Below are 22,975 nucleotides of genomic sequence, written 5' to 3' on the forward strand. Positions count from 1 at the left end.
GCCGTCGGACATGGTGCCGCGGGCCAAGCGGCCTGGCGGCAGGATTCCTCGCAGATCGAGTGTAGTTGCCGCCATCCGCCTCACGGAAGCCCGGGCCGCCCAGATGCTTGCACCTCCCGTGCTGGGATGTATTAATATATCGGTATAATTGTTTGAGCGGTTCCGCATGAGCAACTGGGCTTCGCAGTCGGAGACGTCGCATCGGCTCGCAGATGCCGGCGAGGATGCATCGCCGCGCCGCAGCGTCCTCATCACCGGCGGCAGCCGCGGCATCGGGCGCGAGACCGCCCTGCTCGCCGCCCGGCACGGCTTGAGGGTGGCGCTGAGCTACGTGGCCCGGGAAGAGGAGGCACTGGACGTGGTCGCGCGGATCGTCGCGCTCGGCGGCGAGGCCTTGGCCGTGCGCTGCGACGTCGCCGTCGAAGCCGATGTCGTCGGCCTGTTCGACGCCGCCGAGGCCCGGTTCGGCCATATCGACGGCGTCGTCGCCGGCGCCGGCATCGTCGCGCCCGCCCTCTGTCTCGCCGACATGCCGCTCGACCGGCTGCGGCGCATGTTCGACGTCAACATCCTCGGCACCTATCTCACCGCGCGCGAGGCGGCGCGGCGGCTGTCGCGCAGCCGCGGTGGCCGGGGTGGGGCGATCGTGCTCCTGTCCTCGATCGCCTCGCGGCTCGGCTCTCCGGGCGAGTTCGTCGATTATGCCGGCACCAAAGGCGCGATCGACACGCTGGTCATCGGGCTCGCCAAGGAGCTCGGCCCGCAGGGTGTCCGCGTCAACGGGGTGCGTCCCGGCCTGATCGAGACCGAGATGCATGCGAGCGGCGGCCAGCCCGACCGGGTGGCCCGGCTCGGGCCGACGGCGCCGCTCGGCCGGGCGGGACATGCCGCCGAGGTGGCGGAGGCCATCCTCTGGCTGCTCGGCGACGGCGCGTCCTATGTGACCGGCGCCGTGATCGACGTTGCGGGCGGCCGATAGGGCCGGCGTCAGGCGGCGGGAAAACCGTCGCAGGCCAGGATATGCCCGGCGACCAGCGTCGCCAGCACGGCCGGCTCTTCCTGCATGGGATAGTGGCCCGATCCGGCCATGACCCGCAGCGTCAGCGCCGGGTAGAGCGGCGGCAAGGCCTGGGCGGACGCCGCCCCCGGATCCCGGGCGCCGACGACGGCGAGGACAGGCACGCGGGAGCCTCTCGCTTCCTCGGCGAAATCGGTGCCGGTCCAGGAGTCCATATAGGCCTTTAGCGCATCGGGCCGGCTCGCGGACAGGCTGAGCCGGACCAGGCGGTCGAGGAAGGCGTCGTCGCACCCGCCGCCGGTGTTGATGTCGATCAGCCGGCGACGCGCCGCCGGGGTCTCGATCGCCTCCAGCAGCAGGGCGCGCCGCTCCGGGCCGAGCCGCGCGCCCGAGGCGGGGACCGCGGCGACGAGGACGGCGCTCTGCAGCCGATCGGGGCTGTCGACCATCAGGCGCTGCACCGCCATGCCACCCATGGAATGGCCGAGGCCGTGGAAGCGGTCCCAGCCGAGGCCGTCGGCCAGGGCGAGGGCGTCGTGGGCGATGGCGGCGACGGTCCATTCGCCTGCCTCGCCACGCCGCCTGCCGTAGCCGCGGCAGTCGAGCAGGGCGCAGGTGAAGCGGGTTGGGTCGAGCGCCGCGAGGAAGGGCTCGAACAGGCGATGGTCGCCCATCCAGCCGTGGATGGCGAGGAGACGCCGCGGGCCGGCGCCGACGATCCGCGCGGGGGCGATGCTCATGGTCGCGCTGCCTCGTGTCTTTCGCCGAGCCTGCGGCCGTAGCGCCTGAGGACGTCGGGGTCCGGCTCGAATCCGAGGCCGGGACGGTCGGGAACGGTGATCAGGCTGCCCCGGCGCAGGCTTTCGATGTCGGCGAGCCAGGCGTGCGGCTGCACGAAATTGTATTCGAGCGCGGGGATATCGGGCCGGGCCGCCGCGATCTGCAGGCTGGCGAAGAAGCCGGGCCCGAAATAGGGGGAATGCGGCATCACCGTCGCGCCGGCGGTCCGCGCCCGGTCGATGACGGAGAGGAACTCGCTGACGCCGCCGACCTTGGTGACGCTCGGCTGCAGGAGGTCGACCGCGCCGGCGGCGAGCGCCTGGTCGAACTGCCGCGCCGTGCACCAGTTTTCGCCGGCGCCGATCCTGAGGCCCTTGCCGCGCAAGCCGGCCAGCGCCTCGAAATCCTCCGGCGGGAAGACCGGCTCCTCCAGCCAGTCCAGCTCGATCCGCATCAGCTCGGCACGGTGGGCTTCGACGAAGTCGGCGGACCACGCGCAGTTGACATCGGCGCAGAGGTCCGGCCCGGGGCCGATCGCCGCGCGGCAGGCGGCGATATGACTGATGTCGATCTCGTGCAGCTTGATCGAGCCGAAGCCGGCATCGAGCACGTGCCTGCAGGCGGTCACGACGAGGTCGCGGTCGGCATAGCGCACCAGGCTGGCATAGAAGGGGATCTGCGTTCGCCTCTCGCCGTCGGATATTAGCCGGCTCAGTGGAACGTTGGCCCGCTTGGCAGCGAGGTCCCAGAGCGCCATGTCGACGGCGGAGATGGCGAAGATGGTGATGCCGTAGCGGCCGAACATGTGGAGCTGGCGCTGCGTGCGCCGGTTCCAGGCGGGGATGTCGTCGACGACCTGACCGATCAGGGTCGGCAGGATCAGGCGGTCGACGATCGCCTTGGTCGCATCGATGGTGGAATAGCCGAAGCCTTCGCCCCAGCCGACATGGCCGAGCTCGTCCTCGACCCGCACCAGGGCGAATTCGAGCGTGTGCCAGGCGGTCGGCATGATGCCGATGCCGGAGCCGCTGAGGTGGAAGGGGATCTCGACCAGCTGGCATTCGGCTCGGGCGATTCTCATGGCTCACCGGGATGGGGCAGGGGCCGCGTGGCGAAGAAGCCGCCGACCCGATCGGCGCCGTCCGCCGGCCCGAGAGCGGCGGACGGCCGGAAGCCGGCAGCATGATGGTCGCGCGAGTCGTCTCGAGGCCGGTAGCCGAGGCGGGCCGCCGCGGCATCGGCGAAGAGCGGATCCGAGGCGCGGGAGACGCCATAGACGGTCTCGCAGGCGAGGCCCTGCGCCGTCATGCCGATGTCGACCAGGGCGGCGAGGTCGCGGGCGCTCACCCACATGCGGGCACGGCGCGCATCGGCCACCTCCGGGTCGGCATTGCCGATACGGATGATCAGGGTAGGCATGGCGAAGCGGCGGGCATAGAGGCCGCACGCTGCCTCGCCGAAGGCCTTGCTGAGGCCGTAGAAACCGTCCGGGGCGAGCGGCGCGGCCGCATCGAAGGGCGCGTCGGCGGCGGCGTGGAGCCCGACGACGTGGTGGCTGCTGGCGAAGACGAAGCGCGGACAGCGGGCGGCCCGGCAGGCTTCCAGCAGCGTGACGAGGCCGAGATAGTTCGGCCGCAGCGTCGCCTCGAAGCCGAAGTCCGGGCCGACGAGCCCGGCCAGGTGCAGCACGCCGGCGGCGCCGGCCACGGCCCGGCGCGCCATCGCCGGGTCGGCAAGGTCACCCAGGATCGCCTCCTCCTGCGCCGACGCGCCTGGGTCGGCAAGGTCGAGCAGCCGCAGGGCGTAGCGTTCTGCCAGGACCGGCCGGAGCAGGCGCCCGACACGTCCGGCGGCGCCGGTGACGAGCAGGAGCGGCTTCATCGCGGGCTCGCGTCATCCTTCGGTCGGTTCTCGCGATCCAATCCGGCGACGACCTCGGCGAGGATGACGAGGAATTCGTCGGCATCGGCCTGCGAGAAGGGCAGCGGCGGGCGGATCTTCAGCACGCTGCCCTCGGCGCCCGAGGCGCTGATCAGGATGCGCCGCTCGCGCAGCCGGTTGACCACGGCGAGGGCGCGGCGTCCGTCCGGCGCGCCCGTCCGGGGATCGACGAACTCGGCGCCGACGAACAGGCCGGCGCCGCGCACGTCGCCGAGCGAGGGCGTCGTGCGGGCGATGGCGCGCAGCCCCGCCATGAGATGGGCCCCGACCTCCGCGGCATTGGCCATCAGCCCCTCGTCGGCGATCACCTCGAGCACGGCGCGCGCGGCGGCGATGGAGACGGAATTGGCCCCGAAGGTGTTGAAGTAGCGCACCTTCGTGCCGAACTCGTCGAGGAGCTCCGGGCGCGCCGCAATGCCGGCGATCGGCATGCCGTTGCCCATCGGCTTGCCCATCACCACGATGTCCGGGACGATGCCGTGGCGCTGGAAGCCCCACATGGCGCTGCCGAGCCGGCCGAAGCCGGGCTGCACCTCGTCGGCGATAAACAGCCCGCCGGCCTCGTGCACGGCCGCCAGGGCGGGGGCCAGCGCGCCGGCCGGGTCGGGCAGGATGCCGTCGGTGGAGAAGATCGTGTCGACGACGAGGCCGGCGAAGCGGATGCCGTGCCGCGCGAACCAGGCGGCCGCCGCCCGGACGTCCTCGGCGAAGCGCTGCGCCACGTCGCCGGCCTCGCGATAGGGATTGGGCGCGGCGATGGTCAGGACATGCTCGCCGAGCGGCACGTTGGGACCCATGGACGGGGAGATCGCCGCGGCGGCGCTGGTGATGCCGTGATAGGCGTTGCGGGTGACGACGATGCCGCTGCCGCCGGTGTGGAAACGGGCGACCCGCAGCGCCAGGTCCGTCGCCTCGCTGCCTGTGCAGGTGAACATGACGTTGCCGATCTCGGGCGGATAGGTCGCCAGCAAGGCCTCGGCATAGGCGAGGATCGCCTCGTCGAGATAGCGTGTATGGGTGTTGAGCCGCGCTGCCTGCTCGGCGATCGCGGCGACGACCTTGGGATGGCAATGCCCGACCGCCGGCACGTTGTTGTAGGCATCGAGATAGGCGTTGCCCTGGGGATCGTAGAGCCGGACGCCTTCGGCGCGCACGAACTGCACGGGATGCTCGTAGAAGAGCTTGTAGGACGGGCCGAGCAGGGCTCGCCGCCGGGCGATCAGGCGCTGCTCCTCCGGGCCGAGGCGGCTCGCGGCCGCCGGATCGAAGCCGTTGATCATGAACGCCGTCGCCGACATCGGCTCGCCTCCTCATCCGCAGGCCGCGCGCAGGGCCGCGGCGGCCGTCCGTCCCGGCACCGCGCAGGCCCGCTCGAAGAGGTGCCAGACCTTCGGCGTGTTGCGCAGGATGTAGGCCTGGTTGTCCGGCATGCGCCGCGCCCGCCACTGCGTGATCGCCAGCCGCACCACCAGGCGGGTGACGACGAGGTCGTAGAGGATCTCGACCTCCTCCGGCTGGAGCGGACGCACCGAGCCGAAGCCGCCGACGAAGCGCGCCAGCGTCGCGACCGGATCGTCCGCATCGGCATCGAGCTGATAGGCGGCCGCGGCGGCGACATCGGCGATGGCAGCCGTGCTCACCGCGTCGCCGAAGTCGAGGATGCCGACGATCCGGTCGGTGTCGGCGGGGTCGACCAGGAGGTTATCGCTGCTGAAGTCGTTGTGGACCACCTGGCGGGGCAAGCGGGCCAGGGCCGGCGCCAGCTCCGCCTCGAAGATGTCGAGCCGGCCCTCGAGCGCCCGGCGCCGGTCGGGATCGTCGATTGCCGCCAGCAGCGGCCGCAGGCCGGCTGCCTGCCGCAGGTCCCAGAGGAGTGCGTGGTCGGCGCCGGGATGGCGGAAGGGGGCGAGGGCAAGCTGCAGTCCGGCCAGGGCGGCGCCCGCCTGCCGGGCGTGCTGCGGCCCGGCGACGTCGCGCATGAGCCGGCCGGGCAGGAAGGTGACGAGGCGGACGCGGCGCACGCCCTCGCCGTCGAAGGGAAGCGTCAGATCGGGCCGGCCGTCGCGCGTCCGGACGATGCGCTGCACCGGGATCGACGGCGCCGCCGCCTCCAGATGCAGCAGCAGGGCGGTCTGGAAGTCCGAGACCGTCACGGCCTCGTGCGGCGTGACGATCTTGAGGAGATAGTCGCGGCCTTGCCCGTCGCGGACATGGAAATTGCCGTCCTTCTCGCCGCGGAGGACGCTGGCCGAGGCGTCCCGGCCGTAGTGCTCGCGCAGGATCGCCGCCGCGACGTCGGGCGCGACCGGCCGCGCCGGAAGCGCCAGCGCATCGCCGAGCGGAGAGGTGTCGTGTTCGGCGGCGCCGGATTGGGCCGAGGTTGCGGAGCTCATGCAATATATTGGTATATTGATCTGCGGCGTGCAAGCCTTCTTCGCGCCGGCCGAGGTTGTCACGCCGGGCGCGGCGGTGTTTTAGTGGGCGTTCGCAGATACGTGCGCTGCGCTTTCCGCCGTCATGGCCGGATCAAGTCCGGCCATGACGAACCGCTTCACCTGTCCCCGGACGACGCCTTCATGGCCCGGCGGCCGCCCGGGCGGCGCGTCGCCTGGGGCGTCGCCGGTCTCCGTCGGCCGGTCGGGTTCGGAACTTTTGGGATCTCGCTGCGCTCCATGATGCCGAACCTCGACTTCTTCGACGCCGCCAGGCTCGACATGCGTCTTCCCAAGACCACGCAGCTCTACGAGCTGGTGCGGGGGGCGATCATCGCCATGGTGCTGCCGCCGGGCGAGGCGATCCTCGAGCGCGAGATCTGCGCCCGGCTCGGCGTGTCGCGGACGCCGCTGCGCGAGGCGGTCCTGCAACTGGCGACCGAGCGGCTCGTGGTGGTCAGGCCGGGCGGCGGCACCTTCGTCAACGCCATCGATCTCGGCGAGGTCCTTGCCGGCCAGCTGGTGCGCGACACGCTCGAGGTCCGGCTGACCCGGCTGGCGGCGCGCCGGTTCGCGCCGGAGCAGGCCAAGGATTTCGAGCTCTCGCTCTACCGGCAGAAGGAGGCGGCCCGGCGCCGCGACGTCTCGGAGTTCTTCGAGCTCGACAACGGCTTCCACCGGCTCGTCTGCACCGTGTCGGGCATATCCGGCAGCTGGCGCACGCTGCACGCCGCAACCGGGCAGCTCGACCGGGTGCGCCGCCTGGCTTTTCCGATCGAGGACAATTACGAGACCGTGCTCGCCGAGCATGCGGCGATCTACGAGGGGGTGCGACGGCACGACGAGGCTGCGGCGGTCGCCGCCCTGCAGGAGCAGCTCGACAGCATCTTCGTCACCATCCGCCTCATCCGCGAGCAGCGTCCGGAGCTTCTGAGCGGCGGCGAGGTCGGCCTGGCCGATATCCGCTGAACGACGGGCGACTCTACGCCGCCAGGCGGCCGGCGGCGAAGGCGGCGGCGCCGAGGATGCCGGCATCGTTGCCGGTCTGCGCCAGCACGACCTCGACGGTCGGCAGGATGAGCTTGAAGGTGAAGAGCGGCAGGTGGGCCCGCACCGGCTCGAGCAGCAGGGGCCCGGCGAGCGACACACCGCCGCCGAGGATGCAGCGCTCGAGGTTGAGCACGTTGGCCATGCCGCCGAAGGCCTGGGCCAGCGCGCGGCCGGCCCGGTCGAACACCGCCAGCGCATCCGGCGAGCCCTCGCGCGCCGCCCGGCAGACGTCCTCGACCGTCAGGCCCGCGGGATCGAGGCCGGCGAGGCCGCCATAGCGCCGGAGGATGGCCGGCCCGCTGGCGATCGATTCCAGATTGCCGGCCGTGCCCAGCGTGTCGACCGGCCCGTCGGGATCGATGGTGATGGCGCCGAATTCCGGGGGGAAGCCGCCGGCGCCGGCCAGGACCTTGCCGTCGAACACCACAGCACCGCCGACGCCGGTGCCGATCGTGGCGACGGCGAGGCGGGCATGGCCGCGGCCGGCGCCGTGGAGATACTCGCCATAGGCCGCGCAGACGCCGTCGTTGCGGGTGACGCTCGCCACGCCGAAGCGGTCGCGGAAATAGGCCGAGAGCGAATTGCCGCGCAATGTCGGGACGTTGCCGACGCCCTTGACCAGCACGTCGGTCGCCGGATCGGCGTAGCCCGGCGTGCTCACGCCGATGGCTGAGATTCCACCCCCGGTCAGGGCGGCGATGCGATCGCCGATCACGCCGGCCAGCGCCGGGAAGGACAGGCTGCGATCATAGGGCAGGCTGCCCCGGGCGAGGACCTCTCCATCGGCGCCGACGATGCCGATCTTGACGGCGGTGCCGCCGATGTCGACGCCCACGACGGCCTTCATGGGGCGCTGCCCGGCGCGCCGCGCAACCCGATCCGCATGCCGAGGCCGGGATAGGGCATCACCTCCGGGACACGGCCGCGCTGCAGGGCGAGCCGCTGCCCGAGCCATTGCAGCGGCACGGCCGCGGCGAGAAGGTCGAGCTCGGGCGTGGCCGACGGCGCGGGCCAGGGCAGGGCGACGTCGTGCGGCGAGGCGAGGCCGGCGCCGGAGAGGTCGGCGATCGCGGCGCGGACACCGAAGGAGGCGAGCGCGTCCGCCGCCGTCGCGGCGAGCCGCTTCTGTGCAGCCGAGGCGGCGATGAAGAAGGCCCGCGTCCGCAGAGTATAGCCGAAGAAGCGGCCGTGGCAGGCGTCCTCGGTCTCGGCCGGCAGGGTCGGCAGGCCGGCGATCTCGGCGATCTTCAGGGCGCCCTCATGGGCCGATCCGAGATGCCGTCCCTGGCCCAGGACCGCGATGGCGTCGGCATCGGCGAGCTCGGCGGCGAGGCCGGCAGCCCAGAGGCCGGCCTCCGCCACCAGCGCACGGTAGGCGGGCACGAAGGCGTCGAGGCCGGGGAGGGCGCCCGATGCGCCCGTCTCCAGCCGGCGGGCGAGCATCAGCAGGGCGAGCAGGCTCGCCGTGTAGCCCTTGGTCTTGGCGCCGACCGTCTCGTCCTGAACGGGCAGGAGGATCCGGTCGGCGGCGAGCGCGCCGAGCGGGCTGTCGGCATGGCCGGTGACGACGATGGTGCGCAGGCCGAGCTCGATGCCGCGGCGGGCGGCGGCGACCGAGGTCGTGCTCGCGCCGGAATGGGACAGGACGACCAGCGCCCTCAGCCTGGTCAGGGCCGGGCCACGCTGGTCGAGGAAGGCGAGAGGCGGCAGGGTGCGGACCTGCAGGCCGCTGGCCTGCGACAGCCGCTGCTCGGCCGCGAGCAGGGCATTGAACGAGGTGCCCGAGCCGATGAGGTGCAGCTCTCCCTCCGCGGGCAGCGGTGGCAGATCTGCGAGCTGAGCCTCGACCGCGTCCGCGATCTCGCCGATCGCGTCGGGCTGCCCGGCGATGAAGTCCGCTATCGTCCTGGTCCGGCCGCTCACGCTTGCACCCGCTCCTCTCCGCTGTCACATTTCGCGACGTCGGCTCTTCAATCTCATTGCCAAAATGATTTAATTAATGGCCGATTGAAACGCAATTCTTTTCTGGAGTCGACGCATGGCGCTGTCCGGCATCAATCTCGAGCACGCCAAGACGCGAAACCGCCGGGTGGTGTTCGAGGCGATTCGGCGCCACGGCCCGCTGTCGCGGGCTGACGTGGCGCGCCTCACCGGCCTGACCACCCAGACCGTCTCCAACATCTCGGCGGAGCTCGGCAAGGTCGGCCTGATCCGGGCGAGCGGCAAGCGCTCGGGCGGCCGTGGGCAGCCGCCGCTCGATTTCGAGGTCGATCCGAGCGGCGGGTACTCGATCGGCGTGCATGTCGACCAGGAGCATGTCTCCGGCGTGCTGGTGGACATCGCCGGCCAGCCGGTGCGCGACGTGCGCCTGCCGGTCGGCCGGCAGGAGCCGGAAGCGCTGCTGCCGGTGATCGAGCGCGCGATCGCGGATCTCGCCGGCACGCCGGCCCTGCCGGTGAGCGGCAAGCTCTGGGGGGCGGGCGTGGTGATGCCGGGCATCTTCCATTCCGGGCGCCTGGGCCGGGGCGATGCGGTCGGCCTCGCCGGCTGGTCGTCCTACCCGGTGGAGCAGACGCTGACCGAGCGGCTGCGCATGCCGATCTTCGTGGAGAACGACGCCACGACGGCCGCCATCGGCGAGCGCCTCTACGGCGTCGGGCGCGCGATGCGCAATTTCCTCTTCATCTTCTTCGGCCTCGGCATCGGCTGCGGCATCATCATCGAGGGCGAGCCCTACCGCGGCTCGCACGGCCTCGCCGGCGAGCTCGCCCATGTCATCGTCAGCCCCGGCGGTCGGCCCTGTCCCTGCGGCAATCGCGGCTGCCTGGAGCGCTACGCCTCGATCTATTCGGGCTACGAGGCGCTGTTCCCCGCGCCGAACGAGCTTGCCGCCGCGACCATGGACAAGCTCCAGGCGGCGATCGAATCGGGCAATCCGCAGGCCCTGCGCTGGCTGGAGGACGCGGCCTACTATCTGCGCATCGCCATCGCCGGCATCGAGAACATGTTCGATCTCGACGCGCTGGTCATGGGCGGGCCGATCGCCGAGCCGATCCTGGATGCCCTGATCCTGCGCCTCGAGCCGCTGCTGCCCTCGGTCAACGGCATCCTGCCCCGGCAGGGCGAGCGCATCGTCAAGAGCCAGCTCCTGAGCGACGGCCCGGCGCTCGGCGCCTCGGCCCTGCCGGTCTCCAACATGCTGTTCACCGGCCAGAACGCGCCGCGGCCGAGCGAGGCTCTGCCCGACTACGGCGTGCCATCGGCCTATCTCCTGTTCGGCAACCCGCTCGACGGGTTCTCCGCCTGAGGCTGCCCCCGGGCGGCGGCGGAGGGCCGGCCGCTCGCGCTCCTGCCGAACTCGCGCGTTGACAAGGATTGGTCCGCGATTTAATTTGAAAACAAATTGACAATAAGAAATACCGAACCCTGCAAGCCGAACGGGGAGCCGGGCTCGGCGCCATCAGCCAGAGCATCACACAGGAGGGGTAACCATGCGCCGATCGAGACTGTGGACTTTGCTTGCCGCCGCCGCGCTGGCGGTCACCGGGGCCGCGCTGGCCTCAGCCGAGGAGGTCACGCTCAACGCGCTGTTCATGTCGCAGGCCGGCTATGACGAGAAGGACCTGCGCGCCATGACGGAGGCCTTCACCGCCAAGCATCCCGACATCAAGGTGAACCTCGAATTCGTCCCCTATGAGGGGCTGCACGACAAGATCGTGCTCGCGAACGGCTCCGACCACGGCTACGATTCCGTCCTGATCGACGTGATCTGGCCGGCAGAGTTCGCCACCAAGAAGCTCCTGTTGGATACGACCGACATGGTGACGCCGCAGCTCAAGGAGGAGACGCTGCCGAGCGTGTGGGACACGGTGGCCTATCAGGGCCGCTACTACGGCATGCCCTGGACCATCGGCACCAAGTATCTCTTCTACAACAAGGAGATGCTGGCGAAGGCCGGTTTCAAGGACCCGCCGAAGACCTGGGCCGAGCTCGCCGAGCAGGCGCGCGTGCTCAAGCAGAAGGGCATCGTCAACTATCCCATCGTCTGGAGCTGGGCGCAGGCCGAGGCGCTGATCTGCGACTATACCGCGCTGCTCGGCGCCTATGGCGGCCAGTTCCTCGACGGCAACCTGAAGCCGGCGTTCCAGAGCGGCGGCGGCCTCGACGCGCTGAAATACATGGTGGCGACCCTCAAGGATGGCACCACCAACCCGAACTCGCGCGAATACCTGGAAGAGGACGTGCGGCGCGTGTTCCAGAGCGGCCAGGCCGCGTTTGCCCTGAACTGGACCTATATGTGGCAGCTCGGCAATGATCCCAAGGAATCCCAGGTCGCCGGCAAGATCGGCGTCACGGCGGCCATCGGCGTCGACGGCAAGTCCAAGGGCACCGGCGTCAACGGCAGCATGGCGCTCGCCATTCCCGCCAACAGCAAGCATCCCAAGGAAGCCTGGGAATATCTCAACTGGATGGCATCCTACGACATGCAGCTCGCCCATATCGGCAAGGTGCTGCCGCTGATCTGGAAGAAGGCCTATGACGATCCCGCCGTCACCAAGGACCGGCCCGAGATCATGCTGGCCGCCCATGACGGCGTCGCCGCCATGACCACGCGGCCGATGCATCCGGACTATACGGAGGTCTCCAACATCCTGCAGAAGCACCTGCAGGAGGCCTTGCTCGACCAGGCGACGCCGGAAGCGGCCCTCGATGCCGCCGCGAGCGAGATCGAGGCGCTGAAATAGGCCGGCGTGTCGGAGGGACCGACGATCATGACCTGGGGTGGGCGACGGGCCCTGGCAGGATGGCTGCTGATCGCGCCCGCGCTCGTCGTCATCCTGGCGATCGTCGGATGGCCGCTGATCCAGACCGTGCGCATCTCCTTCACCGATGCCAACCTGATCGGCGGGGAGGAGCACTGGGTCGGGCTCGCCAATTATGCCCGCGCCCTCGGTTCGCGCGACTTCCTCGGGGCGCTGAGGACGACGGTCCTGTTCACCCTGGTCACCGTCTCGGCCGAGATCGTCATCGGCGTGCTGGTCGCGCTGATGCTCGACCAGCCGCTCCACGGGCGGCGGTTCTTCCGGGCCCTGCTGGTCCTGCCCTGGGCGATGCCGACCGTGATCAACGCCATGTCCTGGCGGCTGATCTACAATCCCGACTTCGGCGCCCTCAACGCCCTGCTCACCCAGGTCGGGATCCTGTCGTCCTACCGCAGCTGGCTCGGCGATCCCGCGACCGCGCTCTGGGCGGTGGCCGTGGCCGATATCTGGAAGACCTTCCCGCTGGTGTCGATGATCGTGCTCGCGGCGCTGCAGACCGTGCCGCGGGAGCAGATCGAGGCCGCGCATATCGACGGGGCCAATGCCTGGCGGCGGTTCCAGGTGGTGATTCTGCCGGCGATCGCCGGACCGCTCCTGGTTGCGGCGGTGCTGCGCACCATCGAGGTGATGAAGGTGTTCGACATCATCTACGTCATGACGCGCGGCGGCCCGGTCAATTCCACCCGCACGCTCAGCATGCAGGTCTACCAAGAGGCCTTCGCCAGCCTCAGGGCGGGCAGCGGCGCCTCGCAAGGGCTCCTGGTGCTGCTGTTCACGACCGTCCTGATCGCGGCCTATCTCAAGATCGTCAAGCGGCGGGCGCCAGCGTGAAGCCCAGCCGCCTCGCCAGCATCGCCCTGCACCTGGCGGCCGTCGCCTTCGCGGCCGTCATCCTGGCGCCGATCGCCTGGATGGTGCTGCTCAGCGTCTCCAGCACCAAGGATCTGACGACGCTGCCGTTCCGCTGGATCCCCGCCGAGCTCGATCTCAGCCGCTATGCCGAGCTCATCCATTATGCCGACAACACGCGCGGCAAGGCCTTCCTGCTCGCCCTGCGCAACACCATCACGGTGGCAGCCGGCACCACGGCGGTCGCCCTCGTCTGCGCCGTGCCGGCCGCCTGGTCGTTCTCGCGCTTCCGGGGCCGGCAGAGCCCGCTCCTTGGGGTGGTGATCGCCATCTACATGATGCCGGCGACCGCGATCGTGGTGCCGCTCTACCGCATCCTGTCGGGGGCCGGCCTGCTCAACACCCCGATCGGGCTGATCCTGGTCGATTGCACCCTGGTCCTGCCCTTCGCGATCTGGCTGATGAAGAGCAATTTCGACGCCGTCCCGTCGGAAATCGAGGAGGCCGCCTTCGTCGATGGGGCGGGTGTGCTGAAGACGTTGTGGCTGGTCACCCTGCCGATGGTGCGGCCGGCGCTCGCGACCACGGCCCTCTTCGCCATCCTCAACGTCTGGGACGAGTTCCTCTACGCCTTCATCTTCACCAGCGACAGCCGGGCGCAGACGCTGGTCGTCACCATCGCCAATCTCGCCAGCGGACGAGAATCCGACTACGGCCTTCTCGCGACGGCCGGCCTGCTGACGGCGCTGCCGCCGATCCTCATCGGCATCGTCCTGCAGCGCACCCTGGTGTCGGGCCTCGCGCAGGGCGGGATCAAGGGATAGTCCGGCGGCCGGCGCGATGCCGCCGTCACTGCGCGGCGACCGGTTCCGCCAGCCTGTCCCCGGCCTGCCCGGCGAGCGGCCGGCGCTCGGCCAGGAAGGCCCAGAGCCGGGCCGGATCGATCGGCTTGGCGATGACGGCAATGTCCAGCGCCGGAATGCGCGGGTCCTCGGCGACGCCCTGATCCGCGGTGACCAGCGCCAGGGTCATGGCGCCGTCCAGCGCCCGGAGCGCGCCGGCGAGATCCAGCCCGTCCCATGCGCCGCCGAGCTGATAGTCGATCAGCGCCGAGGTCGGCCGGCTTTGCCGCGCCAGGGCCAGCGCCTCGGCGACGGATCCGGCGAGCAGCGTCTCGCAGCCCTGGGCGCGCAGGGCGAGGTCGACCGCGGCGAGCACGGTTGCATCGTCGTCGACGCAGAGCACGCGCAGACCCGGCGCGCCGGTGCCGGCGGTCGCCGCGCCCGGGGCCCGAGCAGCGGGCGCGGGGATGGGGCTTGCGGGCACGGAGACGGCGAAGGTCGAGCCGCGGCCGGGCGCCGAGCGCAGCGACAGCGGCAGGTCGAGCAGGCGGGCGATGCGCTCGACGATGGCCAGGCCCAGGCCGACGCCGCCCCCGGCGCTGCCGGGGCTGTCCAGGCGTTCGAACTCGCGGAAGATGCGGACCTGATCGGCCGCGGCGATGCCGGGGCCGCTGTCGCGCACCTCGATGCGCACGCGCCCGCCGCGCCGCCGCGCCCCGACCCATACCCGGCCGGACGGGCTGTGGCGCACCGCGTTGGAGAGGAAGTTCTGCAGCACGGAGCGCAGCAGCGACCGGTCGGTGACGACGCCGAATGCCCCGGGCCGGGCGCGCAGCGCAAGACCGCGCTCGGCGGCGAGCGGAGCGAACTCGGCGGCGAGCTCTGCGATCAGCACGCCGAGGTCGAAGGGCTCCGGCCGCGGCGTGACGCCGCCGGCGTCGAGCTTGGAGACGTCGAGCAGGGCGCGCAGCAGCGCGTCCGCCGTGCCGATGGCCTGGTCGATGCGCCCGACCAGCGGTCTGTCGGCCTCGCCGGCCTGGCTCGTGAGCGCGGCACAGAACAGGCGGGCGGCATGCAGGGGCTGGCGCAGGTCGTGGCTCGCGGCGGCGAGGAAGCGGGTCTTGTCGCGCGTCGCCGTCTCCGCCAGGGTCTTGGCGGCATCGAGCTCGGCATTGATGCGGGCGAGCTCGCGGGTGCGGGCCTCGACGCGGGCTTCCAGCTCGCCCTGGCGCTCCTTCTCGGCGGTGATGTCGGTGAAGCTCATGACGTAGCCGCCGCCCGGCATCGGCCCGCCGACCGTCTTGATCCAGCGCCCGGACGGGCGCCGGCGCTCGAAGCTGTGCGGGCGGCCGCGCTGGAGATGGGCGAGGCGGCGCGCGACATGGGCCTCCACCTCGCCGGGGCCGCATTCGCCGCGCTCGGCATTGTAGCGGATCAGGTCGGCGACCGGCCGGCCGACGGCGACAGTGCCCTCGGGATACTCGAACAGCTCGAGATAGCGCGGGTTCCAGGCGACGAGGCGCAGGTTGCGGTCGATGACGCTGACGCCGGGATCGATCGCCTGCAGCGTGGCCGAGAGCAGGCGGCGCGAGAACTGCAGGCTCTGGCCGCTCTCGTCGAGCAGGCGGACGACGTCGCCGACGTCCATCGCCGCCCCGGCCATGGTCGAGGTGACGATCAGGCGGGCCGAGGGGGCGCCGATGACGCCGGCGATCAGGCGTTCGGCCAGGCGCGCGGCCTGGCCGTCGATCGGCGCCTCGGGGTCGCCGGCTGGGTTCGGGCCGATGCGCAGGGCATCGAAGCTCTCCGCCGCCTCCTGGTCGCCGACGAAGCGGGCGACCAGCGCCCTGAGCTCCCCGAGCGTGGTGACATGGCCGAAGCCGCCGCGCCCCGGCGTGCCGGCGCCGCCCTCGTGCCGCGGCAGGGCGAAATGGACGAAGGCCATCAGCCCGACATTGACGGCGAGGCTCCACAGGCTGCCATGGACGATGGAGGAGCCGAGCGGGATGCCGAACAAGGCGTGCGGGTTGAGCCAGCCCCCGCTCGCGCCGCCGAGCAGGCCGGCGAGGCCGTCGTCGCCGATCGAGGGCAGCATCAGGCAATAGCTCCACAGCGTCAGGCCGCCCACCAGGCCGGCGCGGGCGGCGCGGGCATTGGCGAAGCCGAAGGCGACGGTGGCGACGAGGGCCGGGGCGAAATTGGCGACGCCGGCGAAGGCGATCAGCCCGATCGAGGCGAGCGAGCGCGAGGCGTCGATGGCGGTCGAGTAGACGAAGGCGACGCCGATGATGGCGACGATGATCAGGCGCCGGGCCCGCAGCATCAGCCGACCGAGGTCGGCATCCGCCACCACGGGCCGGCTGCGCAGGATCAGCGGCGCCAGGAGGTCGTTGGTGGCCATGGTCGAGAGCGCGATGGTCTCGGCGATGACCATGGCGGTCGAGGCGGAGAAGCCGCCGAGGAAGGCGAGCAGCGCCATGGCTTCGCTGCCATAGGCGAGGGGCAGGTTGAGCACGTGCAGGTCCGCCGGCGCGGCCGGCGCCAGCAGGGCGAGCCCGCCGAGCGCCAGCGGCAGCACCATCACCGAGATGACGGCGAGATAGGCGATGAACGGCCAGCGGGCGGCGCGGACCTGCGCCGCGTCGCGCGCCTCGATGATGCCGATATAGAACTGGCGCGGCAGGCACAGGATGGCGGTCGCCGCCAGCAGGGTCTGCACCAGGAACTCCAGGGACAGGCCCTCCGGCCGCAGCCGGTGCCAGAGCGCGGCGCCGCCGGCGGCCTGCACCGGCGCCGGGGCGTGCAGCACCAGCAGCAGCGCGAACACGCCGAGGCCGGCGAAGGCCGCGAGCTTGATCAGGGATTCCGCCGCGATGGCCGCGACCACGCCGTCGTTGCGGCCCGCGACCTCGTAGCGCCGGGCGCCGAAGCTGATGGAGAAGACGGCGAGCAGCAGGGCCACCACCGGCCCGAGCGCCCAGGAGCCGTCGAGCCCGGCGAGGACGGCGAAGCTCGACGACACCGAGCGCAGCTGCAGGGCGATGTAGGGGATCGAGGCGAGCAGGGCGAAGACGGCGACGATCGCGGCGATGCCGCGGCTGCGGCCGTAGCGGGCGGAGATGAAGTCGGCGATCGAGGTCGCGCCCGTCTCCGCCGACAGGCGCACGATCCGGCCGATGAAGCGCGGCGCCAGCGCGAACATCAGCATCGGGCCGAGATAGATGGTCAGATAGTTCCAGCCGCTGCTCGCCGCGGTGCCGACGCCGCCGAAGAAGGTCCAGCTCGAGCAATAGACCGCCAGGGACAGGGGATAGGCGAAGCGCGACAGGCGCGCCGAGATGCCGCGACGGTCGAAGCGGTAGGCGATCGCGAACAGGACCGCGCCATAGGCCAGCACCGCGATGACAGGCGTCAGCCCGCCCATGGCGTCCTCCCGTCCGCCGTTCCGCCCGCGCATTCCGTGCGGACGTCAGGTCTTCGCGCAGTCTTCGCCCATCGAGGTGGGGAACGCAACGTGAGGACGGTCTGCGCGCATGAACCTCGATGTCATGGCCGGGCTTGGCCCGGCCATCCACGCGAACGCCGTCGGTGGCATGATCTCCGCGACAGAAAGCTTCTTCAGGCACCGCCGGTGTTCGCGTGGATGGGCGGGTCAAGCCCGCCCATGACGGTTGCGCATGAGGCTACCGTGGCAGTCTTCGCCGCAACGGTTCCGTCATGGGCGGAACAAGTCCGCCCATGACGGTCGAGGGTGGGGTAGCCGTCGCGTCCTCCGCCTCATCCCTCCAGGCTGAAATGCGCCTCGGTCGGCATGTGGCCGACGCCGTTGATCGGCAGGATGTCCTGCGGACAGGCGGAGAAGGCGATGACGAGGTCCATCTCCGCCCGGAGCGCGACATGGCTGCCGGGCGTCGAGACCGGCGGCTCGAAGGACAGGCTGTGGTCCGGCCGGACCGGGATGTTCATGAACAGGTTGAGCGGGCTCGGCGTCTCCGGTGCCTCCAGCCCGAGGTCCCGCATCGCCGCGTGCAGGTTGTCGGTGCAGTTGTCGTGATAGCCCTCGACGCCGAGGAACCTGTAGCGGTGGCTGTCGCAGGCGGCGATGATCGTGTCGTGGATGCCGCCCGACGTGTCCTCCAGGAGGGTGAGAATCGGCCGGCGCCGGTTGGTCATCATGGCGTCGCCGACCGCCGGGATGATCTTGAGGATATGCGGACGGGTGTGCTCCATCGACATGAACTCGGTCAGATCGTGGGCGTTGAAGGCCCAGGTGTCGACCACCTGGTCGCCATGGGTGTTGATCACCTTGACGACCTGGCCCTGCCGGACATGGGCGGCCTTGCCGCGGCGGGCGGGGATGGTGACGAGGACGGTCATGGCGCGGCTCCGGCTGGCGGGGGCGCCACTCTCGCCGAGCCGGGCGGCCCGAGCAAGCGCGGCCGCGGCCGGATGCATGCCAGGGCCGCGCCGGGCGCCCTTGCTCACCGTCCCGCAACCACCTAGACGAGTATCATGACCGAAACGACCTATGCGATCGGCGACATTCACGGTCGCCTCGACCTTCTCGAGCAATTGCTGGACCTTGTGGAGGCCGATGCCGCGGTCCGCGGCACGGCGGCGAAGGTGGTGTTCACCGGCGACTATGTCGACCGCGGCCCCGACACGTTCGGCGTGGTCGAGCGGCTGATCGCCGGCCCACGGCGCAGGGGTGACAGCTTCGTGTGCCTGCGCGGCAACCATGACGACCTCTTCGTCAAGGCGGTGACCACGGGCGAGGGCCTGCCGGACTGGGCCTGGACGCTGTTCCGGCATACGATCGTCAGCTACGGCGCCGGCGAGCGCGACTGGAAGACCTCGCCGAAGCTGCGGCGCCACGCCGCGCATCTCTCGGCCCTGCCGCTCACCCATGACGATGGCGTCCACCTCTTCGTCCATGCCGGCATCCGGCCGGGCACGCCGATCGAGGACCAGCTCGAGGAGGATCTGCTCTGGATCCGTCACGAGTTCCTGGACCACCAGCCGCCGCTGCCGCGGCGGGTGGTGCACGGCCACACCATCATGGGCGATGACCCCGTCGTCACCCCTAACCGCGTGTCGATCGACACCGGCGCCTATCGCTCCGGCATCCTCACCGCGGCGGTGCTGGCGGGCGGCCAGGTCTCTTTCCTCCAGGCCAGGGGTCCGATCGACCGGCCGGCGGTGATCCGCGAGGAGCTGCTCTCGGCCAGCGTGCACGGCCGCGCCGTTCCGCCGGCGATCCGGCAACTCTACGACGCCTTCCTCGCCGGCGATATCGATCTGCGGGAAATGACCGAGCGCTCCAGCCGCGAGTTTGCCTGAGGCTGAACGACCCCGCCATCCGCGACCGTCATGGACGGGCTTGTCTCGTCCATGACGTGGCGTTCCGCATGCAAGGATAGCCATCGGCTGCAGCGGGCGAAGCACGTTCCCCATCACCCTAGGATTCTTCTCGCAGAGGCTTGATCTCGCCGCCGCCCTGGCGCAGGCTTGGGTATAAAATCCGCTGCGGCATCGATCCCGGCGGGCAACAGGTCGATCTCGGGGCGAAACGGCATGGTGGAAGCGACGCGTCAACTCTCGACCTGGCTGGAGCGATTCGGAGCCGCGCTCAGCGCGCGCGACATCTCCGCCATCCCGTCCCTGTTCGTCGAGGATGGCTACTGGCGCGACCTCCTCGCCTTCAGCTGGAACCTCCACACCGCCGAGGGCCGGGCCGGCATCCGGGCCTTCGCCGAGGCGACGCTCGATCGCACCGGGCCGACCGCGCTGGCGATCGAAGGAGAGGCGACCGAGGCGAACGGCATCGTCGAGGGCTGGTTCACCTTCGAGACCGCCGTCGCGCGCGGCAAGGGCCATGTCCGCCTGCGGGACGAGTTGTGCTGGACGCTGCTCACCTCGATGGAGGAGCTCAAGGGCTTCGAGGAAAAGAAGGGCCGGCATCGGGCCTTCGGCGCCCTGCACGGCATCCATCGCGACCGCAAGTCCTGGCTGGAGCTCCGGCAGGACGAGGAAGCGAGCCTCGGGCGCGAGCACCAGCCCTATTGCGTGGTGGTCGGCGCCGGCCAGGGCGGCCTGGCGCTGGGCGCGCGCCTGCGGCGGCTCGGCGTGCCCACCATCATCCTGGAGGCGCACGAGCGACCGGGGGATTCCTGGCGCAAGCGCTACAAGTCGCTCTGCCTGCACGACCCGGTCTGGTACGACCACATGCCCTACCTGCCCTTCCCCGACGATTGGCCGGTCTATTCGCCCAAGGACAAGATCGCCGACTGGCTGGAGATGTATGCCCGGGTGATGGAGCTCAACGTCTGGACCTCCACCACCTGCCGCAAGGCGAGCTATGACGAGGCCAGCGGCGAATGGACGGTCGAGGCCATCCGCGCCGGCGAGCCGGTGACGCTGCGCCCCAGGCACCTGGTGCTGGCGACGGGCATGTCGGGCCTGCCCAACGAGCCGGACTTCCCCGGCATGGCGCGCTTTGCCGGCGAGCAGCACCATTCCAGCCGCCACAAGAGCAGCGAGGCCTATCGCGGCAAGCGCTGCGTCGTCATCGGCTCGAACAATTCCGCCCACGACATCTCAGCCGATCTCTGGGAGAACGGCGCCGACGTCACCATGGTCCAGCGCTCCTCGACCCATATCGCGACATCGGATGCGCTGTTCCGCTTCGGCACCAGCACGCTCTATTCGGAGGCGGCGCTGGAGCGGGGCATCACCACCGACAAGGCCGACCTCCTCAACGCCTCGATGCCCTACGGCCTGCTGCCGCAGGTCCTCAAGCCGGTCACATCAGCCATCCGGGCGCACGATGCCGAGCTCTATCGCCGCCTGGAGGCGGTCGGCTTCCTGCTCGACTTCGGCGACGACGACTCCGGCCTGTTCCTGAAATATATGCGGCGCGGCTCGGGCTATTATATCGACGTCGGCGCCAGCGAGCTGATCGCGAGCGGCGAGATCAAGCTCAGGCGCGGCGAGGTGCGCGAGATCGTCGAGCACGGCGTCGTGCTCGACGACGGCAGCGAGCTGCCGGCGGACCTGATCGTCTATGCCACGGGCTACGGCTCGATGAACGGCTGGGCGGCGCGGCTGATCTCGCAGGCGGTGGCCGACAAGGTCGGCAAGGTCTGGGGCCTCGGCTCCGGCACGACCAAGGATCCCGGACCCTGGGAGGGCGAGCCACGCAACATGTGGAAGCCGACGCGCCAGGAGGGGCTCTGGTTCCACGGCGGCAACCTGCACCAGTCGCGGCACTATTCGCAATATCTGGCGCTGCAGCTCAAGGCGCGGATGGAGGGCCTGCCGACGCAGGTCTACGGCCTGCCCGAGGTGCATCACCTGGCATAGGGCCTCTCAGATCTCCGACCGGGTGATCAGGATCAGCCTGCCCGCGGAATCGACGTTGACGGCGACGACCTGCCAGGAGCGCAGGCCCCTGGCCGCGAGCGCCGACGTCATCGCCGGCGTCGCATCGATGGAGTTGCGCAGCGCCTGCATCTCCTCCTGGCTGGTCTGCGCCACGGCGGCGTCGACCTGAGCCCGGGCCGCCGCCGGCAGGTCGTCGATGTCGACCACGGCGACGTGGTCGATGGTGTCGGCAGCCTGGCTGCCGGGGTCGAGGGCCTCGCCGGCAGCCGAAGGCGTCGCGGGGGCCGCGAAGGCAAGGATGGCCAGCGTGGCGATCGTTGCAATGCGCATGACGGGTCCCTCCTTTCGCTGGTGGAGGATCGTTGCCGATATCCTCCTGTTCCAACGGCGAAGTCCGTCCAAGGTTCGCGCCGGCTGCAAAAACCGCGCGGCTCAGCCCTCGACGAAGGCGCGGAGCCTGCCGAGCGCGTCGTCCCATTGCGCCGAGACCAGATCGAGATAGGAGCGGGCCTCGGCGATCGGCTCCGGCCGATAGGCGAAGCGGCTCTCGCGGCCGACGCGGATGCTCGAGACCAGCCCGGCATGCTCAAGAACATGCAGATGCTTGGTGACGGCCTGGCGCGTCAGCTCGGTGTCGACCGAGAGCTTGGCGATGGAGCGAGCCTGCCCGTCGCTGAGCTTCCTCAGCAGGGACAGGCGGGTCCTGTCGCCCAGCGCCGCGAAGATCGGCGCCGGGTCGGCGGCGGCTGCCGGGAGGCTGGCGCCGATCATCGCTCGACGTGAGCCCTGATGTTGCGTACCTGCTCCGCCCAGCCGCCATCGTTCATGCGGAAGGCCTCGTCGCGCCGGTGCACCGGGATGGCGTCGAAGCCGGATTCCACCACGGTGAGACGCGTGCCCTCCGCTGTCGGCGTGAGGGTGAACTCCACCCGCGTCGGCGTCTCGCCGGAATAGTCGACGGCGGGGTCGATGGCATAGGGATGCCAGGTGAAGGCGAACAGGCGAGGCGCCTCCATGCGCTCGACCCGGGCGTTCCAGCGGATGTGCTCGAAGCCGGGATAGGTGATGTGGCCGGTCGAGGCCTCGCCTGGCACGAAGGGGCCGTCGAGCTTCACCCGGAACCATTGGCCGAACTCGACATGGTCGGTGATGGCGCGCCAGACCCGGTCGACCGGCGCTTTCAGGTCGATGGTCTTTTCGATGCGGTCGGACATGATGGCAACCTCCTGGTTGCTGATACCGTGCCAGCTTGTGCCCGTAACCGCAACCATAAAGTTGCCGTTCTGGGCGCGTCGCAGCTGCATTTCGTCGGGGATGAGCGGCGGTCTTCGCTGCAGCGCGGGATTTGGCGGTGGACATCCCCGCTCACTTAGGGTCAACTGCATCGGCCCCGGCAGGGAGAGCGGGGTTGAGATCGAGGCGGCCGGCAGGGCTGGGTCCGGGAGAGACGCCATGGGGGGCGCACAGCTGGGACGGAAACGGCGCCGCCGCCGCTGGGCTTCACTGCCCATGGCCGGGCGCCTGCTGGCGATGGCTCCCGACCGGCTCGGCGAGACCGCGGCGAAGCTGGCCATGCTCGGCTGGATCTGCGGCATGGCCTATTACAACTGGGTCTCCACCTATCCCCTGTCCGTGCCCTGGTGGGCGCATCTGACCTTGATGACCGGCGGTCTCTACGGCGTTTCGGTGACCATCGGCGAAGGGGTGGCTCTGCTTGCCGGCCTGGCTGCGAGGACCGCGGGCGGCCGGTTGCATGGTCGGCTGGAGGTGGTGCTCGGGGTCGTCCTCCTGGTGCCGGCCCTGGCCTTCCTGGCGGCCCGCTGCGGCCTGCTGCTGTTCCACTTCGCCGCCCGCTGA

21 protein-coding genes are annotated in these 22,975 nt (G+C 70.6%); 9 read left to right on the forward strand and 12 right to left on the reverse strand.

The features are described from left to right. Positions 1-166: 166 nt before the first annotated feature. Positions 167-979, forward strand: coding sequence for an SDR family oxidoreductase (locus QO011_RS35305; protein WP_307283038.1), 813 nt, complete (start codon positions 167-169; stop codon positions 977-979). An 8-nt stretch (positions 980-987) separates the two neighbouring features. Here QO011_RS35305 and QO011_RS35310 read toward each other — a convergent pair whose 3' ends face one another. The 5 genes from QO011_RS35310 to QO011_RS35330 are packed head-to-tail and all read right to left on the reverse strand — an operon-like array spanning position 988 to position 6,132. Then, positions 988-1,758, reverse strand: a complete 771-nt coding sequence (locus QO011_RS35310) for an alpha/beta fold hydrolase (protein ID WP_307283042.1) — start codon at positions 1,756-1,758, stop codon at positions 988-990. Beyond that, positions 1,755-2,879: a mandelate racemase/muconate lactonizing enzyme family protein gene (locus tag QO011_RS35315; RefSeq protein ID WP_307283045.1), complete on the reverse strand. Its 1,125-nt coding sequence runs from the start codon at positions 2,877-2,879 to the stop codon at positions 1,755-1,757. Before QO011_RS35315 ends, QO011_RS35310 begins: the two co-directional genes overlap by 4 nt. Then, on the reverse strand, positions 2,876-3,679 hold the full coding sequence (locus QO011_RS35320) for an NAD-dependent epimerase/dehydratase family protein (protein WP_307283048.1): 804 nt from the start codon (positions 3,677-3,679) through the stop codon (positions 2,876-2,878). The genes QO011_RS35315 and QO011_RS35320 overlap by 4 nt, the downstream gene beginning before the upstream one ends. Beyond that, complete coding sequence (locus QO011_RS35325; protein ID WP_370882059.1) at positions 3,676-5,037, reverse strand: aspartate aminotransferase family protein; 1,362 nt, start codon at positions 5,035-5,037, stop codon at positions 3,676-3,678. The genes QO011_RS35320 and QO011_RS35325 overlap by 4 nt, the downstream gene beginning before the upstream one ends. A gap of 12 nt (positions 5,038-5,049) precedes the next feature. Continuing rightward, entirely contained in the window at positions 5,050-6,132 is a 1,083-nt protein-coding gene (locus QO011_RS35330; RefSeq protein WP_307283050.1) for a phosphotransferase, read from the reverse strand. 279 nt (positions 6,133-6,411) lie between these two features. Here QO011_RS35330 and QO011_RS35335 point away from each other — a divergent pair, with 279 nt between their 5' ends. Beyond that, on the forward strand, positions 6,412-7,140 hold the full coding sequence (locus QO011_RS35335; protein ID WP_307283053.1) for a GntR family transcriptional regulator: 729 nt from the start codon (positions 6,412-6,414) through the stop codon (positions 7,138-7,140). A gap of 13 nt (positions 7,141-7,153) precedes the next feature. Here the strand turns inward: QO011_RS35335 and QO011_RS35340 are convergent, their stop codons facing one another. Together QO011_RS35340 and QO011_RS35345 are read right to left on the reverse strand one after the other, a co-directional pair. After that, positions 7,154-8,068 (reverse strand): ROK family protein, encoded by a 915-nt coding sequence (locus QO011_RS35340; RefSeq protein ID WP_307283058.1) that lies wholly within the window; start codon positions 8,066-8,068, stop codon positions 7,154-7,156. Beyond that, positions 8,065-9,144, reverse strand: coding sequence for an SIS domain-containing protein (locus tag QO011_RS35345; RefSeq protein ID WP_307283061.1), 1,080 nt, complete (start codon positions 9,142-9,144; stop codon positions 8,065-8,067). Before QO011_RS35345 ends, QO011_RS35340 begins: the two co-directional genes overlap by 4 nt. A gap of 115 nt (positions 9,145-9,259) precedes the next feature. Here QO011_RS35345 and QO011_RS35350 point away from each other — a divergent pair, with 115 nt between their 5' ends. The 4 genes from QO011_RS35350 (at position 9,260) to QO011_RS35365 (ending at position 13,717) form a co-directional block, all read left to right on the forward strand. Beyond that, on the forward strand, positions 9,260-10,528 hold the full coding sequence (locus QO011_RS35350) for an ROK family transcriptional regulator (protein ID WP_307283064.1): 1,269 nt from the start codon (positions 9,260-9,262) through the stop codon (positions 10,526-10,528). Positions 10,529-10,712: 184 nt separating this feature from the next. Continuing rightward, positions 10,713-11,966, forward strand: a complete 1,254-nt coding sequence (locus QO011_RS35355) for an extracellular solute-binding protein (RefSeq protein ID WP_307283066.1) — start codon at positions 10,713-10,715, stop codon at positions 11,964-11,966. Between the two features lie 27 nt (positions 11,967-11,993). After that, positions 11,994-12,875 carry a carbohydrate ABC transporter permease gene (locus tag QO011_RS35360; protein ID WP_307283069.1) on the forward strand — a complete coding sequence of 294 codons (882 nt, stop codon included), beginning with the start codon at positions 11,994-11,996 and terminating at the stop codon, positions 12,873-12,875. Beyond that, positions 12,872-13,717, forward strand: a complete 846-nt coding sequence (locus tag QO011_RS35365) for a carbohydrate ABC transporter permease (protein ID WP_442358313.1) — start codon at positions 12,872-12,874, stop codon at positions 13,715-13,717. Before QO011_RS35360 ends, QO011_RS35365 begins: the two co-directional genes overlap by 4 nt. Before the next feature lie 25 nt (positions 13,718-13,742). On the opposite strand, the gene QO011_RS35370 is transcribed toward QO011_RS35365, so the two are convergent. Then, a complete protein-coding gene (locus QO011_RS35370) occupies positions 13,743-17,159 on the reverse strand; it encodes a PAS-domain containing protein (protein ID WP_307283071.1) in 3,417 nt (1,138 codons plus the stop codon). Between the two features lie 353 nt (positions 17,160-17,512). Next, positions 17,513-18,112, reverse strand: a complete 600-nt coding sequence (locus tag QO011_RS35375) for a DUF1989 domain-containing protein (protein ID WP_307283073.1) — start codon at positions 18,110-18,112, stop codon at positions 17,513-17,515. Positions 18,113-18,247: 135 nt separating this feature from the next. On the opposite strand from QO011_RS35375, the gene QO011_RS35380 reads away from it, so the two are divergent. Next, on the forward strand, positions 18,248-19,075 hold the full coding sequence (locus QO011_RS35380) for a metallophosphoesterase family protein (protein WP_307283075.1): 828 nt from the start codon (positions 18,248-18,250) through the stop codon (positions 19,073-19,075). Between the two features lie 234 nt (positions 19,076-19,309). Further along, positions 19,310-21,097, forward strand: a complete 1,788-nt coding sequence (locus tag QO011_RS35385; RefSeq protein ID WP_307283077.1) for an NAD(P)/FAD-dependent oxidoreductase — start codon at positions 19,310-19,312, stop codon at positions 21,095-21,097. Positions 21,098-21,103: 6 nt separating this feature from the next. On the opposite strand, the gene QO011_RS35390 is transcribed toward QO011_RS35385, so the two are convergent. The 3 genes from QO011_RS35390 to QO011_RS35400 form a co-directional block, all read right to left on the reverse strand. Then, positions 21,104-21,448 (reverse strand): hypothetical protein, encoded by a 345-nt coding sequence (locus tag QO011_RS35390; RefSeq protein ID WP_307283078.1) that lies wholly within the window; start codon positions 21,446-21,448, stop codon positions 21,104-21,106. A gap of 102 nt (positions 21,449-21,550) precedes the next feature. Next, the gene (locus QO011_RS35395; RefSeq protein ID WP_307283079.1) at positions 21,551-21,889 is read right to left on the reverse strand and encodes an ArsR/SmtB family transcription factor; all 339 of its coding nucleotides are present in this window, start codon (positions 21,887-21,889) and stop codon (positions 21,551-21,553) included. Beyond that, entirely contained in the window at positions 21,886-22,332 is a 447-nt protein-coding gene (locus QO011_RS35400) for an SRPBCC family protein (RefSeq protein WP_307283081.1), read from the reverse strand. The genes QO011_RS35395 and QO011_RS35400 overlap by 4 nt, the downstream gene beginning before the upstream one ends. 238 nt (positions 22,333-22,570) lie before the next feature. Here QO011_RS35400 and QO011_RS35405 point away from each other — a divergent pair, with 238 nt between their 5' ends. Then, positions 22,571-22,975 carry a hypothetical protein gene (locus tag QO011_RS35405; protein ID WP_307283083.1) on the forward strand — a complete coding sequence of 135 codons (405 nt, stop codon included), beginning with the start codon at positions 22,571-22,573 and terminating at the stop codon, positions 22,973-22,975.

The organism is Labrys wisconsinensis, assembly GCF_030814995.1.
Taxonomy (GTDB): domain Bacteria; phylum Pseudomonadota; class Alphaproteobacteria; order Rhizobiales; family Labraceae; genus Labrys; species Labrys wisconsinensis.